The organism is Streptomyces sp. NPDC086554 (genome assembly GCF_040686095.1).
Classification (GTDB): Bacteria; Actinomycetota; Actinomycetes; order Streptomycetales; family Streptomycetaceae; genus Streptomyces.
Genome location: NZ_JBFBJK010000006.1, coordinates 41,328 through 54,521 on the forward strand (window position 1 = coordinate 41,328; position 13,194 = coordinate 54,521).

A 13,194-nucleotide genomic window follows, 5' to 3' on the forward strand; every position below is an offset into this window, starting at 1 on the left:
CTTCCCCCTGAACCACCCTTTCGTGTCCGTTTAATCGAACTCAACTTGCCCTCCTGGCCGCTGAGTTCGAGCAAAACGGCGCGCGCCGCACCCCTTTGCACCTCCCAAGGCGTTCTCTTGCCCCGAAACCCCTCTGAGGGCCACCGGGATTGGGTCACTATGGCGCCCGAACGCCCTACCGCGACGCAAGGGACCCCAGATGAGACTGACCGACATATCGCTGGACTGGCTGCTTCCCGGCTGCGTCCTGCTCCTGGGCATGCTGGTGGCGGTGGCGGTGCTCGCACGCGGCAAGCGGGCCGGGCAGAAGGCGGCCGCCGGTGCCTCCAGCGACGAATCGTGGGAACGCAGCGAGGAGCGCCGCAGGCGCAAGGAAGCGGTCTATGGCTCGGCTTCGTACGTACTGCTTTTCTGCTGTGCGGCGGTCGCCGCCGCACTCTCCTTCCACGGCCTTGTCGGCTTCGGCCGGCAGAACCTGAACCTGTCCGGCGGCTGGGAGTACCTGGTCCCGTTCGGGCTCGACGGCGCGGCGATGTTCTGCTCCGTGCTCGCCGTGCGCGAGGCGAGCCACGGGGACGCGGCGCTCGGCTCGCGGCTCCTCGTGTGGACGTTCGCCGGCGCGGCCGCCTGGTTCAACTGGGTGCACGCACCCAGGGGCCTGGGCCACGCGGGCGCCCCGCAGTTCTTCGCGGGGATGTCGCTCTCGGCGGCGGTGCTCTTCGACCGCGCGCTGAAGCAGACCCGCCGTGCGGCGCTGCGTGAACAGGGCCTGGTGCCGCGGCCGTTGCCGCAGATCCGCATCGTGCGCTGGCTGCGCGCGCCGCGCGAGACCTTCGGCGCCTGGTCGCTGATGCTCCTCGAAGGCGTACGCACCCTGGACGAGGCGGTCGAGGAGGTCCGCGAGGACCGGCGCGAGAAGGAGCAGACCCGCACGCGCAGGCGTGACCGGGAGAAGCTGGAGCGTGCGCAGCTCAAGGCGATCAGCCGGGGCCACCGCGCCCTGCCCGGACGCGGCGGACGCCAGGTCGACATGCAGGCCGTGGCACCGGCCGCCGGGTCCGCGCAGGTCGGCGCGGACCCTGCCATAGCGCCGCAGGAACAGCTGGCGCTGCGCTCCCGACCCTCCCTCCAGGCCGTCAGGAGCGGTTCTGAGGCCGCCATGCCGGTGACGGTCGACCTCACGGCCGAGGACGACACACAGACGCTGCCGAGGCTCGACTCCCTGGAGCAGAAGCTCAAGGACCTTGAGCAGCAGTTCGGTTGATGCAGGGCGGGTAACGGTCGGCGGTCCGGGTCACACCGGGCCGCCGTCCAGTTCGAACCACACCACCTTCCCCACCCCGTGCGCCCGCACGCCCCAGGCGTCGGCGAGGGATTGCACGAGGACCAGGCCTCTGCCGTGCGTACCGTCGTCGGCGTTCGGTAGGCGCAGCTTGGGGCGGCGCCCCACGAAGTCCCTGACCTCGACCCGCAGCCGTCCCGGCCCCACGGTCGCCGTCAGGATCGCGTCGTGATCGGTGTGCACCAGTGCGTTCGTGACCAGTTCGCTGGTCAGCAGCTCGGCTATCTCGGATCTTCCCGGTTTGCCCCAGGACCGCAGGAGTTCACGCAGCGCCCCGCGCACCTCGGACACCGCCCGTAGGTCTGATCGCCCCAATCTGCGCCGGAGTTGAGCCCGGTCGGACTCTCCCACCATGTCGTCGGTCGGCTCGTCCCTTATCTTCGGTGAAGCAGCCCCGGATCGACTGGGACCACCCCCTCGCACTTGCCTTGTCATGACCCCCGCCCACAAAACGAGTCCAGTTCCTTCCTGCTCGAACGCGTTCACGGAATGCATGCCCCACCCGGTCGGCGGCACTCATGTCCATCAATCAACCATCGGAACGGATGCACCCCCGTCCGGCGGGGAAGTGAAGCGGTGGATCAGTCCCGTCCGAGCCTGACGAGGAGCCGCCGTGCACGACGACCGACTGCTGGTGGAGGGACGCCTGGAGCGCGCCCTGCGGCAGTTCATCCGCCCCGCCCAGTACACGGACCGTGTGCCGCTCACCCTCTCGGTCTGGCACGCCCCGGGCGAGCCCGTGCCCGTCGCCGAGGCACTGGAAGCGTCGTATGCGCCTTTCGAGGCCGGGACGGAGTGGGGAAGTCCCTGGTCAACCAGTTGGTTCCGGCTGCGGGGGCAGGTGCCCGACGCATGGCGCGGGCGGCGCGTCGAGGTGGTCGTCGATCCCGGGTTCACCGGTGACGGGCCCGGTTTCCAGGCCGAGGGTCTGGTGTACGACGCTTCGGGTGTTCCTCTGAAGGGTGTTCACCCGCGCAACCGGCACATCCCCGTGGCGGCTCCCGCGCAGGGCGGTGAGGCGGTGCATCTGCTCCTTGAGGCAGCGGCCAATCCGGTCGTTCTGCGTGACTTCGAGCCGACGCCGCTCGGCGACGTACTGACCGCGGGCGATCGGCCCATCTACCGATTCGCCTCTGCCGATCTCGCCGTACTGAACGAGGAGGCCTGGCGTCTTGCCCTGGACATCGAGGTCCTCTCGGAGCTGATGTACGAGCTGGACCCGGCCCGGCCGCGCCGCCACGAGATCCTGCGGGCCCTGGAGCGGGCGCTCGACGCGCTCGATCTGCACGACGTGCCGGGCACGGCCGCGGCCGCCCGCGCCGAGCTCGCCGGGGTCCTCGCGAGCCCCGCCCACGCCAGCGCGCACCGCGTATCGGCGGCCGGGCACGCGCACATCGACTCGGCCTGGCTGTGGCCGCTGCGCGAGACGGTGCGCAAGGCGTCCCGCACCTTCGCCAATGTGACGGCGCTGGCCGATGAGTATCCGGAGCTGGTCTTCGCCTGCTCGCAGGCCCAGCAGTACGCCTGGGTGAAGGAGCACCAGCCGCACATCTGGGAGCGCATCAAGAAGGCGGTGACGGACGGCACTTGGGCGCCGGTGGGCTCGATGTGGGTCGAGTCGGACGCCAACATGCCGGGCGGTGAGGCGCTCGCGCGGCAGATCACGCACGGGATGCGGTTCTTCCGCGAGGAGCTCGGCGTCGAGACGGAGGAGATCTGGCTGCCGGACTCCTTCGGATACACCGCCGCCTTCCCGCAGTTGGCGAAGCTGGCGGGCGTCCGCTGGTTCCTCACCCAGAAGCTGAGCTGGAACCAGTCCAACAAGATGCCGCACCACACCTTCTGGTGGGAGGGCATCGACGGCACCCGCGTCTTCACGCACTTCCCGCCGGTGGACACGTACAACTCGCAGTTCCACGGCGCCGAACTGGCCCATGCGGAGCGCAACTTCACCGAGAAGGGCCGTGCGTCCCGCTCCCTTGTGCCGTTCGGCTGGGGCGACGGCGGGGGCGGCCCCACCCGCGAGATGATGGAGCGGGCGCGACGCCTTCGCTCCCTTGAGGGTTCGCCGCGCGTCGAGATCGAGCGGCCATCGGCGTTCTTCGCGGCCGCCGAGGAGGAGTACGGGGAGCGGGCGCCTGTCTGGTCCGGCGAGCTCTATCTGGAGCTGCACCGGGCGACGTACACCACGCAGGCGGCGACCAAGCGCGGCAACCGCCGCAGCGAACACGCCCTGCGCGAGGCCGAGTTGTGGTGCACGGCGGCCTCGCTGCGGGACCCTTCGTACGCCTACCCGTACGAGGCCGTCGACCGGCTGTGGAAGACGGTACTCCTGCACCAGTTCCACGACATCCTGCCGGGCTCGTCGATCGCCTGGGTGCACCGGGAGGCCCGCGACACCTACGCACGGGTGCTTGCCGAGCTCGATGAGATCACCGCCGACGCGGTACGTTCCCTCGGCGCGGGCGAGCCCGCCGCGCTCAACGCGTCGCCGTACGCCCGCAGCGAGGTCGTCACGACCGACGACGGGGCCCTGGTACACGTCGACGTCCCGGCCCTCGGCACGCAGAGCCTGGCGGTGGCGGCAGGACACACCCGCGCGCCGGGCGCCGGTGTCACCGCTCAACTCACCGATGGTGCAATCGAGTTGGCGAACGAACACCTCCGTGTCAGGGTCGACGCGGACGGGCTCCTGACCTCCGTACGCGATCTCGACGCCGACCGCGAGGTCCTCTCGCCCGGTTCGCGCGGCAATCTTCTCCAGCTGCACCCCGACCATCCCACGCACTACGACGCCTGGGACCTCGACCGGCACTACCGCAACACGCACACCGACCTCACGGACGCCGAGTCCGTAGAGCTTGTGGAGGACGGGCCGCTGCGGCTCGCCGTCCGCGTGGTGCGGGTCTTCGGGGACTCGCGCATCACGCAGGAGATCCGGCTCGCCGCGGGCAGCCGGCGCGTCGACGTGGTCACGGACGTCGACTGGCGTGAGTCGGAAAAGGTACTCAAGGCCGCCTTCCCGCTGGATGTGCACGCCGAACGGTCCGCCGCCGAGATCCAGTTCGGGCATGTGCACCGGGCGACCCACGCCAACACCGGCTGGGACGCGGCCCGTTTCGAGATCTGCGCGCACCGGTGGCTGCGGGTCGCCGAGGATACGTACGGCGTCGCGGTGCTCAACGACTCGACGTACGGCCATGATGTGACGCGCGCACCGCACGCGGACGGGCTCGGCACCACCGTGCGGCTCACGCTCCTGCGCGCCCCGCACAGCCCGGACCCGGAGACGGATCTGGGTGCGCACCGGTTCACGTACGCACTGCTGCCCGGTGCGACGACGGGCGACGCGGTCGCGGAGGGTCTCGCGCTGAATCTGCCGCTGCGGGTGGCCGACGCGCCCGTCCTTCCGTCCCTTGTGAGCGTCGACAATCCGGCCGTGACCGTGGAGTCGGTGAAGCTCGCGGACGACGGGAGCGGCGATGTCGTGGTGCGGCTCTACGAGTCGCGGGGCGGGCGCGCGGCGGCCGCGCTCACCACGTCGTTCGCGGTGAGCGCGGCCCGGGTGACGGATCTCTTGGAGCGGCCGCTCGGCCCTGCCGACATCGGCGGCGCGGGTCTTGCGCTCGATCTGCGGCCGTTCCAGATCCTGACGTTGCGGCTGACTCCGGTGAGGTGACGGACCATCAGGGACGGGGCACGTTCCGGAGGTTGGAGCGTGCCATCTGGACCATGCGGCCGACCCCGCCGTCCAGGACGATCTTGCTGGCGGAGAGCGCGAAGCCGGTCACCATCTCGGAGCTGATCCTGGGCGGGATGGAGAGGGCGTTCGGGTCGGTGACGATGTCGACGAGGGCGGGGCCCTTGTGCGCGAAGGCGTCCTTCAGGGCGCCCGCGAGCTGCTTGGGCTTCTCCACGCGCACTCCGTAGGCACCGGCGGCGCGGGCCACGGCGGCGAAGTCGGGGTTGTGGTTGGCGGTGCCGAACGACGGGAGTCCTGCCACCAGCATCTCCAACTCGACCATGCCCAGGGAGGAGTTGTTGAACAGGACGATCTTCACCGGCAGGTCGTACTGGACCAGGGTGAGGAAGTCGCCCATCAGCATGGAGAATCCGCCGTCGCCCGACATGGAGATGACCTGGCGCTTGCGGTTGGTGAACTGGGCGCCGATCGCCTGCGGCAGGGCGTTGGCCATCGAGCCGTGGCTGAAGGAGCCGATGATGCGGCGCTTGCCGTTCGGTGAGATGTAGCGGGCCGCCCAGACGTTGCACATGCCCGTGTCGACGGTGAACACGGCGTCGTCGGCGGCGAGTTCGTCGACCACGGACGCGACGTACTCGGGATGGATCGGGATGTGCTTCTCGACCTTGCGCGTGTACGCCTTGATGACACCTTCGAGCGCGTCCGCGTGCTTCTTCAGCATCTTGTCGAGGAACTTGCGGTTGCTCTTCGGCGTGACGCGCGGGGTGAGACAGCGCAGGGTCTCGCGTACGTCGCCCCAGACGGCGAGGTCCAGCTTGGAGCGGCGGCCGAGCCGCTCGGGGCGCACATCGACCTGGGCGATCTTGACGTCGTCGGGCAGGAAGGCGTTGTACGGGAAGTCCGTGCCGAGCAGGATCAGGAGGTCGCACTCGTGGGTGGCCTCGTACGCGGCGCCGTAGCCGAGGAGGCCGCTCATGCCGACGTCGTACGGATTGTCGTACTGAATCCATTCCTTGCCGCGCAGGGCGTGGCCCACCGGCGACTTGATCTTCTCGGCGAACTCCATGACCTCGGCGTGCGCGCCGGCCGTGCCGCTGCCGCAGAAGAGGGTGATCTTGTCGGCGTCGTCGATCAGCGCGGCGAGCTTCTCGATCTCCGCGTCACCCGGGCGCACGGAGGGGCGCGATGTGACGAGGGCGGTCTCGGCGGCCTTGTCGGGAGCGGCCTTGTCGGCGACGTCTCCCGGCAGCGTGACCACGCTGACGCCGCTCTGGCCGATCGCGTGCTGGATGGCGGTCTGGAGCAGACGGGGCATCTGCTTCGGGTTGGAGATCATCTCGCTGTAGTGGCTGCACTCGCGGAAGAGCTGGTCGGGGTGCGTCTCCTGGAAGTAGCCGAGACCGATCTCGCTCGAAGGGATGTGCGAGGCGAGGGCGAGGACCGGGGCCATGGAGCGGTGCGCGTCGTACAGGCCGTTGATCAGGTGGAGGTTGCCGGGCCCGCAGGAACCGGCGCAGGCGGCGAGGCTCCCGGTGATCTGGGCCTCGGCGCCGGCGGCGAAGGCGGCGGTCTCCTCGTGGCGCACCTGCACCCAGTCAAGTCCCTTGGTGCGCCTGATCGCGTCCACCACCGGGTTCAGGCTGTCGCCCACGACTCCGTACAGGCGCTTGACGCCCGCGCGGACGACGATGTCGACGAACTGTTCGGCGACGTTCTGCTTGGCCATGGCTTCACGAACCCTTCAGTCCCCTTGACGCTCTTGGGGTCCATGAATTCACAGTGCTGGCCCTCACGCCTCCCAAACGGCGGCCGCGGTCCGGTCGTCCGCGTACCCCTTGACCCTGACCTGGATGTCCGCGAGGAACTCCGCGAGGCCGGGCGGACCGGCGTCCGACCACCGCTCGGTGAGGTGTCCCGCGAGGTCGGGCTCGCCCCGCAGCGGCTCGGCGAGGCCTCCGCTGCAGAGCAGCAGGGCGTCACCCGGGCGGGCGACGGAGGCGCGGAAGCGGAACGGCTCGCGGGGCGGCGGCTCCGGTGCCGGTTCGTAGGGACTCGGCGGCGTGATGATCCCCATGTCCATGGTGAGACGGTCGCCATCGGGGGTCTCCGAAGGCACCGAGCCGAAGCCGACGACGGGAGGTCCCGCTTCGCCCGCGGGGTCCGCGACCCGTGGCTCTATGTCCTGCCACTCCCCGTCACGGAGGCGGAAGAGTCCGCCGCCGCCGGCGCCGAAGAAGACGCGGGTGCGGCAGGCGGGGTCGGCGGGCAGCAGCAGACAGCGCAGGGACGCGGCGTACTCATCGGGCTCGATGCCCAGATCGGCGGCCTGCGCGCGGAGCTTGCCGAGGCTGCGGTCGGTGAGGCGGTGCAGGCCGCTCTTCAGGTCGCCGCGCCGGGCGGCCCTGATGTCCTCGGCGAGCCGCTGGTGACTGCGGCCCACGGCACGGCCGATCCATGCGCAGGCGTCGGCCGCCGCCCGGTGGGCACCGGGCGTGGCCCGCGCGCCGGTGGCCATGGCGACCAGGATCAGGGCGCCGTCGCCCGTCCCGAAGCGGGCAGTGAGCAACGAGTCCCTGCGCGGCTCGCCCCGGTACCGGGCGGAATCCCCGCGCACGGAGACCGCCCGCAGGGTGGCCGTGCCGTAGCGCGCGCCGTCGAGGACGGTGTCGGCGACCAGGTCCGCCAGGTCGTCGGGGTCGGCGGCGGGCAGCACGGTGGGCTCGGCGTCGTAGGTGGGCGGGCCGTCGCCCACGTAGTCGACGGCGCGGGGCGCTTCGGCGGCGGGGGCGGGTACGGGTCCAGGTGCGGGTGTGGACGGCTCCGGTGTGGACGGCGGGGGTGGTTCCGGCGCCGTCTGCTCCGGTGCGTCGGTACGCACGGACGGCGGCGGTCCCGCGGACCCGTGGGGCGGGCGGGGCGCCGGGACCGCGGTGGTGCGGCTCGGGGCTTGCGCGGGAGGCTTCGGTCCCACCGGGAAGGTGACCGGGCCTGCCGCAGCCGCCGGAGGTTCCCAGGGGCGGGCGGGGCTCGGGGCGACGGACGGCTCGCGGTGGGCAAACGGTTCGCCCGGAGGGGGCGGCCCCGAGCCCGTGAACGGTTCATCCTCCGGAGGCGCAACTCCACCGCTCTCAGGGGCGGTTCCCACGGACGCGGAGACCGCCGATGCGAATCTGTCGTCGAGGGTGTCGGCCGCCTTCGCGGGGCCCGTGTCGTGCGCGGAGTCGTCGTACAGCTGACCCCACCAGTCGTCTTCCTGGCCGGAGGCCCCGGTGTGCTTCTCCCCCTGCTGGCTCATGCCCCTATTGTCCACCGCACGGGCCGTACGAAAACGGTGCATCCGGAAATTCCGGCCGCCAGGGGTACGGAATTGAGGCCGCCGGGCGGGCCCACCCCCCACGGGAGGACCGCCCGGCGGCGTCTGTGTGACTAACGCACGTCGTAGGCGCGAGCCACGGTCTGCGTGACGGAACTGTTGTTCGTGTCTGTCAACTCGGTCTTCAGCCAGACCTGTTTGCCGACGTCCGGGCTTGTGGCCGGCGTGCCCGGTGGCCGTGAGAGTGATCGTCTCGGTGGACCGCGCCCAGACCTTCGACCCGATCTTCCGGGTTTCCAGGGTGAGTTCGTACGCCGAGTCCTCATCCGGTCTTCGCCGGGTTGCCGAGGCTCATCGAGACGACGTCGGCTTTCTCGTCGACGGCCCACTGCATGCCCGCGATGATCCATGAAGTGGCGCCCGAACCACTGTCGTTGAGAACTTAGTTCTCCGTCGCGCCGATGCGGCCCTTGAGGTCGACCTTGGCGTCGAGCCAGAGCTTCGCGTGGACCGCGCCCTCGGGGCAGACGTACAGGTCCTTGCCGCCCGACGTCACGCTCGTCACCAGGATCCGGTCACCGGTGGGTTGACGGGCATGCATGACCGCAGGGTTGGTGCTGCGGTGGCGGCACCTTGGCAGAGAGGTGGCTGGTACGGGGATGATGTCCTGGGGCGGGTTTACGCCGTGGCCGTTCTCCGCCACGGAGCCGTCGGAACAGATCCTTGGGGAGGGACGTCGCCGCATGCTCGCTGCGATAGGTCTGGACGAGACACATGAGTCGGCGTACCGCGCGCTGGTGGCGGTGGGGGCCGCCGACGTGCCCGATCTCGCGCGGCGGCTCACGCTGGGCGAGCCGGAAACGGTGCACGCGCTGCGCCGCCTTGAACGGCACGGCCTGGCGGCCCAGGCATCCGGCAAGGCGGGCCGGTGGGTGGCGGCCCCGCCCGCCGTCGCGCTCGGCGCGCTCCTGACGCAGCAGCGGCACGAGCTGGAGAAGGCGGAGCTTGCGGCGACGCTGCTCGCCGAGGAGTACCGGGCGCAGGCCGCCGAGCCCGCGGTGCACGACCTGGTCGAGGTAGTTACCGGCGCGGGCGCCGTCGCGCAGCGCTTCCTCCAACTGCAGCTCGGCGCGAGCGACGAGGTGTGCGCCCTGGTGACCGGCAACCCGGTCGTGGTCTCCGGCATGGAGAACGACGCGGAGGAGCAGGCGGCGGGCCGCGGCGTCGCCTACCGCGTGGTGGTCGAGCGCTCGGTCCTCGCCCTCCCCACCGGCCTGCTCGAACTGTCGACGGCGATCGGCCGCAACGAACAGGTGCGCGTCGTGGACCGCGTCCCGACGAAGCTGGTGATCGCCGACGGCTCGCTCGCGATGGTGCCGCTGACCTCGCGCACGGCGGAACCGGCCGCGCTCGTGGTGCACGCGAGCGGCCTGCTCGAATCCCTGACGGGGCTCTTCGAGGCGGTGTGGCGGGACGCGCTGCCGCTGCGGCTCGGCGAGGGTGGCCACGCGGTCACCGAGGACGCCCCGGAAGGACCCGACGGAGCGGATCTGGAGATCCTCTCCCTGCTGCTCGCCGGCCTGACCGACGCGAGCGTGGCCAAGCAGCTCGATCTGGGCCTGCGGACGGTGCAGCGGCGGGTCAAGCGCCTGATGGAGCTGACGGGCGTGACGACGCGCCTCCAGCTGGGCTGGCACGCGTACGAGCGGGGCTGGGTCGCACGCTGACGCGTCCGGTCAGCGGGTGGGGCTCTCGCGACCTGCGGGTTTGCCCCGTTTCCTGCACGCTTGGCAGATGGGAGTGTGGGAACTCCTGCTGGTCGCGGTGGTGCTGCTGCTCGGCCTGTGCGGAGTGCTTGTGCCCGGTGTTCCGGGGCCGTGGCTGGTGTGGGCCGCGGTCCTGTGGTGGGCCCTGAAGGACACGGCCCCGGTCGCCTGGTGGGTCCTGGTCGGCGCGACCGTCGTCCTCCTGCTCGCCCAGGGCATCCGCTGGCAGCTGCCACCACGCCGCTTCCGGCAGAGCGGGGCGACGCGCCGTACGGCCGTGTACGCGGGCTCCGGGGCGCTCATCGGGTTCTGCGTGCTGCCGGTGATCGGAGCGATACCGGGGTTCATCGCCGGGATCTACCTAGGGGAGCGGCTGCGCCTGGGCGGGCACGGCGAGGCGGTGACGGCGACGCGGACGGCCATGCGGGCGGGCGGCTGGAGCGTCCTGACGGAGTTCTTCGCGTGCCTGCTGATCGCGGGGGCGTGGCTGGGGGCGGTGATCTGGGGCTGAGCAGCCGGGGTAGCCGGGGCAGCCTGGGCAACCCGGGCCAAGTAGCCGAATGGCCCCGCAGGACCTGCAGACGAAGCGAGCCTGACTGGCCCGGTTCGCTTGGTCGATGTGCCCGCATTCGGCACAGGTGCGCGAGGTGTACGCCGGATCGACGTGCACCACCGGCACTCCGGCCTTACGGGCCTTGTACGCGATGAACTGCCCGAGCTGGTGAAACGCCCAGGAGTGCAGGGTGGCCCGTTGGGGCTTTCGAAGCCGTACCCGTTGTGGTTGATGTCCTTGGCCCGCCGTGCCTCCTTGCGCCTACGCTTCTTGGCGCGAGGTCTGGCGGACGGGGTGTTCTTGATCTCGCCGTCCGACGTGGTGGCGATGTTCACAATGCCCAGATCGACGCCGAGGAGGTCCACCGGGTCGGCGTTCAAGGGCGCTTCGGGGACTTCGCAGGTCGCCATCAGGAACCACATGGCGTCCCGGCACACCAGATCCGACTCGCCCCTCCGGCACGCCGCAAGTGTGGCCAGCTGCTCCAGCGAGGCGGTAAAGGCCACGTAGTCGGCGCTGATCACCGCGAAGGGCGACTGGCCTGACCTACGGATCGCTCCGGTCGAGCCGAACGAACAGGCGCCGCGCTGGGGCCTGTCCGGGGCCTAGACCGGGCGTCCTAGGACCAGGAGCCGATGCGTCGAAGGGGTACGCGTGCGAGGCTCGCGGCATGACCGAATTCAGCGAGGCCGAGCAGGCGTACCTCAAGTCGCAGCGGCTCGGGCGGATGGCGACCGTCGATGCGTCGGGGCAGCCGCAGGCGAATCCCGTGGGGTTCTTTCCGCAGGACGACGGGACGATTCTGGTGGGTGGGTATGCGCTGGGGACGACGAAGAAGTGGCGCAATCTGCGGGGCAATCCGAAGGTGTCGCTGGTCGTGGACGACATTGTGAGTGTGCGGCCGTGGAAGGTGCGGGGCGTCGACATCCGTGGCGATGCGGAACTCCTCACGGGGCCGCACGATTTGGGCCCTCACCTCAGCGAGGAACTGATCCGCATCCATCCTCGGCGGATTCACAGCTGGGGGCTGGAAGGGTAGGTAGGGGGGCCTCAGCGGGGGCGTCGTCCGGCGGCGGAGCCGCGCACCATCACGCCACCCGCAGATGCCACCCGCCGTAAGACCGCCACGGCCTCCACGCATCCGGCACCGCCTCCCCCGGCAGCGCCACGTCCGGATCGCCAAGGGCCCGCATCCTGATGACCGCCACGGTCCCCGCATCCACCCCCGGCAGGGCCCGCAGCGACGCCTCCGCGTCATCCCGATCCGCCCCGGCGTCCAGCCGGACCCGCCCATCGGCGAGGGCGGCGGCCAGCGCCCCCAAGGCCCCTGGCTCCCCGGCCAGCGCCCCCGGCTCGGGGAAGACGTGGGTCAGCGCGCCGCACGGAGCGTCCAGCGCCTTGCCGTACCGCTGCACAAGCTCCGAGGCCCCCGCGCACCCCGCAAGCGCCCGCACCGCAAGCTCATCGGGGTCCGCCGCACCGGGCGAGCGAAGACCGGGGCGGGCGGCGACCAGCGGGGCCAGGCGCGGGTCGGAGCCGAGGCGCTCGTCAACGGCGTACGGATCCGCGTCCAGGTCGAAGAGCCGGCGCAGCCGCTGCACCGCCGTGGTGAGATCCCGCAGGTCGGTCAGGTGCAGCCGGGTGTCGAGCCAGCCGCCGACCCCGTGGTCGCGCTCCTCGACCGCCGCGATCCCCGTCCCGTACGGCAGCCGCAGCGTACGCCGATAGGTCCGCCCGCCCGGCTCTCCGGTGACCTGCTCCAGCCCGTCGACCGCCTCACCCGCGAGCAGGTCGAAGACGGCGCCTGCCTGGTACGCGCCCCGGTAGGCAAGCCGCAGCGGAACACCCGCGGCCGGAGTCGCCCGCCCCGCGGCCCCGCCCCGCGGCGCCGCGTCCCGCAGCGCGGTCGGCGTCATCGCGTACACCGCCCGGATGGTGTCGTTGAACTGCCGCACGCTGGCGAACCCCGCGGCGAACGCGATCTCCGTGATCAGCAGCCCCGTGGTCTGCAGCAACACCCGTGCGGTGTGCGCCCGTTGGGCCCGGGCGAGGGCGACAGGTCCCGCGCCGAGCTCGGCGGTGAGCTGCCGCTGCACCTGCCGGGCGCTGTAGCCGAGCCGTACGGCGAGACCGGAGACGCCCTCGCGGTCCACGACACCGTCAGCGATCATGCGCATGGCACGGCCGACGACATCCGCGCGTACGTTCCACTCGGCGGACCCGGGCACGGCGTCCGGGCGGCAGCGGCGGCAGGCCCGGAAGCCGGAGCCCTGGGCAGCGGCGGCCGTGGTGTAGTAGCGGACGTTCTGCCGCTTGGGGGTGACGGCGGGGCAGCTGGGCCGGCAGTAGATGCCGGTGGTCTCGACGGCGAAGAAGAACTCACCGTCGAAGCGGCCGTCGCGGCTGCGTACCGCCTCGTACCTGGTCTCTTCATCGGTATCGATCACGTCATCCAGTGTGCGGCCTCCCCGGCGACCCGGCTGGCGGGAATCGGACATCACGTTGCCCGGGACGGGA

The 13,194-nt window shown here is 71.2% G+C and carries 10 protein-coding genes and 2 pseudogenes; 5 read left to right on the plus strand and 7 right to left on the minus strand.

The window, feature by feature from the left end:
- Positions 1–199 precede the first annotated feature (199 nt).
- Positions 200–1,264: a DUF2637 domain-containing protein gene (locus tag AB0O76_RS11680; protein ID WP_365488195.1), complete on the plus strand. Its 1,065-nt coding sequence runs from the start codon at positions 200–202 to the stop codon at positions 1,262–1,264.
- Positions 1,265–1,294: 30 nt separating this feature from the next.
- Here the strand turns inward: AB0O76_RS11680 and AB0O76_RS11685 are convergent, their stop codons facing one another.
- A complete protein-coding gene (locus tag AB0O76_RS11685; RefSeq protein ID WP_365488198.1) occupies positions 1,295–1,696 on the minus strand; it encodes an ATP-binding protein in 402 nt (133 codons plus the stop codon).
- Between the two features lie 259 nt (positions 1,697–1,955).
- On the opposite strand from AB0O76_RS11685, the gene AB0O76_RS11690 reads away from it, so the two are divergent.
- The gene (locus AB0O76_RS11690; RefSeq protein ID WP_365488200.1) at positions 1,956–5,021 is read left to right on the plus strand and encodes a glycoside hydrolase family 38 C-terminal domain-containing protein; all 3,066 of its coding nucleotides are present in this window, start codon (positions 1,956–1,958) and stop codon (positions 5,019–5,021) included.
- Between the two features lie 7 nt (positions 5,022–5,028).
- On the opposite strand, the gene AB0O76_RS11695 is transcribed toward AB0O76_RS11690, so the two are convergent.
- From AB0O76_RS11695 to AB0O76_RS11710, 4 genes and pseudogenes are all read right to left on the minus strand, one after another.
- The gene (locus tag AB0O76_RS11695) at positions 5,029–6,771 is read right to left on the minus strand and encodes a pyruvate dehydrogenase (RefSeq protein WP_365488203.1); all 1,743 of its coding nucleotides are present in this window, start codon (positions 6,769–6,771) and stop codon (positions 5,029–5,031) included.
- A 63-nt stretch (positions 6,772–6,834) separates the two neighbouring features.
- A complete protein-coding gene (locus AB0O76_RS11700) occupies positions 6,835–8,340 on the minus strand; it encodes a protein phosphatase 2C domain-containing protein (RefSeq protein WP_365488206.1) in 1,506 nt (501 codons plus the stop codon).
- A gap of 358 nt (positions 8,341–8,698) precedes the next feature.
- A pseudogene (locus AB0O76_RS11705) lies at positions 8,699–8,800 on the minus strand (S8 family serine peptidase); the annotation flags it as partial.
- Positions 8,801–8,959, minus strand: a complete 159-nt coding sequence (locus AB0O76_RS11710; RefSeq protein WP_365488209.1) for a hypothetical protein — start codon at positions 8,957–8,959, stop codon at positions 8,801–8,803.
- A 142-nt stretch (positions 8,960–9,101) separates the two neighbouring features.
- Between AB0O76_RS11710 and AB0O76_RS11715 the strand changes: the two genes are divergently transcribed.
- On the plus strand, positions 9,102–10,085 hold the full coding sequence (locus AB0O76_RS11715) for a helix-turn-helix transcriptional regulator (RefSeq protein ID WP_360766648.1): 984 nt from the start codon (positions 9,102–9,104) through the stop codon (positions 10,083–10,085).
- A gap of 67 nt (positions 10,086–10,152) precedes the next feature.
- Positions 10,153–10,635: a DUF456 domain-containing protein gene (locus AB0O76_RS11720; protein WP_365488213.1), complete on the plus strand. Its 483-nt coding sequence runs from the start codon at positions 10,153–10,155 to the stop codon at positions 10,633–10,635.
- 54 nt (positions 10,636–10,689) lie between these two features.
- Here AB0O76_RS11720 and AB0O76_RS11725 read toward each other — a convergent pair.
- Positions 10,690–11,183, minus strand: a pseudogene (locus AB0O76_RS11725) (transposase); the annotation flags it as partial.
- Positions 11,184–11,347: 164 nt separating this feature from the next.
- Between AB0O76_RS11725 and AB0O76_RS11730 the strand changes: the two are divergent.
- Positions 11,348–11,716: a PPOX class F420-dependent oxidoreductase gene (locus AB0O76_RS11730; RefSeq protein WP_365488216.1), complete on the plus strand. Its 369-nt coding sequence runs from the start codon at positions 11,348–11,350 to the stop codon at positions 11,714–11,716.
- A gap of 49 nt (positions 11,717–11,765) precedes the next feature.
- Here the strand turns inward: AB0O76_RS11730 and AB0O76_RS11735 are convergent, their stop codons facing one another.
- The gene (locus AB0O76_RS11735; RefSeq protein ID WP_365488219.1) at positions 11,766–13,175 is read right to left on the minus strand and encodes an AlkA N-terminal domain-containing protein; all 1,410 of its coding nucleotides are present in this window, start codon (positions 13,173–13,175) and stop codon (positions 11,766–11,768) included.
- Between the last annotated feature and the right edge of the window lie 19 nt (positions 13,176–13,194).

What these genes read in the sequence shown, in the direction of transcription:
- AB0O76_RS11730 (WP_365488216.1), top strand. Translation starts at nt 11,348, where the DNA reads ATGACCGAATTCAGCGAGGCCGAGCAGGCGTACCTCAAGTCGCAGCGG.
- AB0O76_RS11680 (WP_365488195.1), top strand. Translation starts at nt 200, where the DNA reads ATGAGACTGACCGACATATCGCTGGACTGGCTGCTTCCCGGCTGCGTC.
- AB0O76_RS11685 (WP_365488198.1), bottom strand. Translation starts at nt 1,696, where the DNA reads ATGGTGGGAGAGTCCGACCGGGCTCAACTCCGGCGCAGATTGGGGCGA.
- AB0O76_RS11695 (WP_365488203.1), bottom strand. Translation starts at nt 6,771, where the DNA reads ATGGCCAAGCAGAACGTCGCCGAACAGTTCGTCGACATCGTCGTCCGC.
- AB0O76_RS11700 (WP_365488206.1), bottom strand. Translation starts at nt 8,340, where the DNA reads ATGAGCCAGCAGGGGGAGAAGCACACCGGGGCCTCCGGCCAGGAAGAC.
- AB0O76_RS11720 (WP_365488213.1), top strand. Translation starts at nt 10,153, where the DNA reads ATGGGAGTGTGGGAACTCCTGCTGGTCGCGGTGGTGCTGCTGCTCGGC.
- AB0O76_RS11735 (WP_365488219.1), bottom strand. Translation starts at nt 13,175, where the DNA reads ATGTCCGATTCCCGCCAGCCGGGTCGCCGGGGAGGCCGCACACTGGAT.
- AB0O76_RS11710 (WP_365488209.1), bottom strand. Translation starts at nt 8,959, where the DNA reads ATGCATGCCCGTCAACCCACCGGTGACCGGATCCTGGTGACGAGCGTG.
- AB0O76_RS11715 (WP_360766648.1), top strand. Translation starts at nt 9,102, where the DNA reads ATGCTCGCTGCGATAGGTCTGGACGAGACACATGAGTCGGCGTACCGC.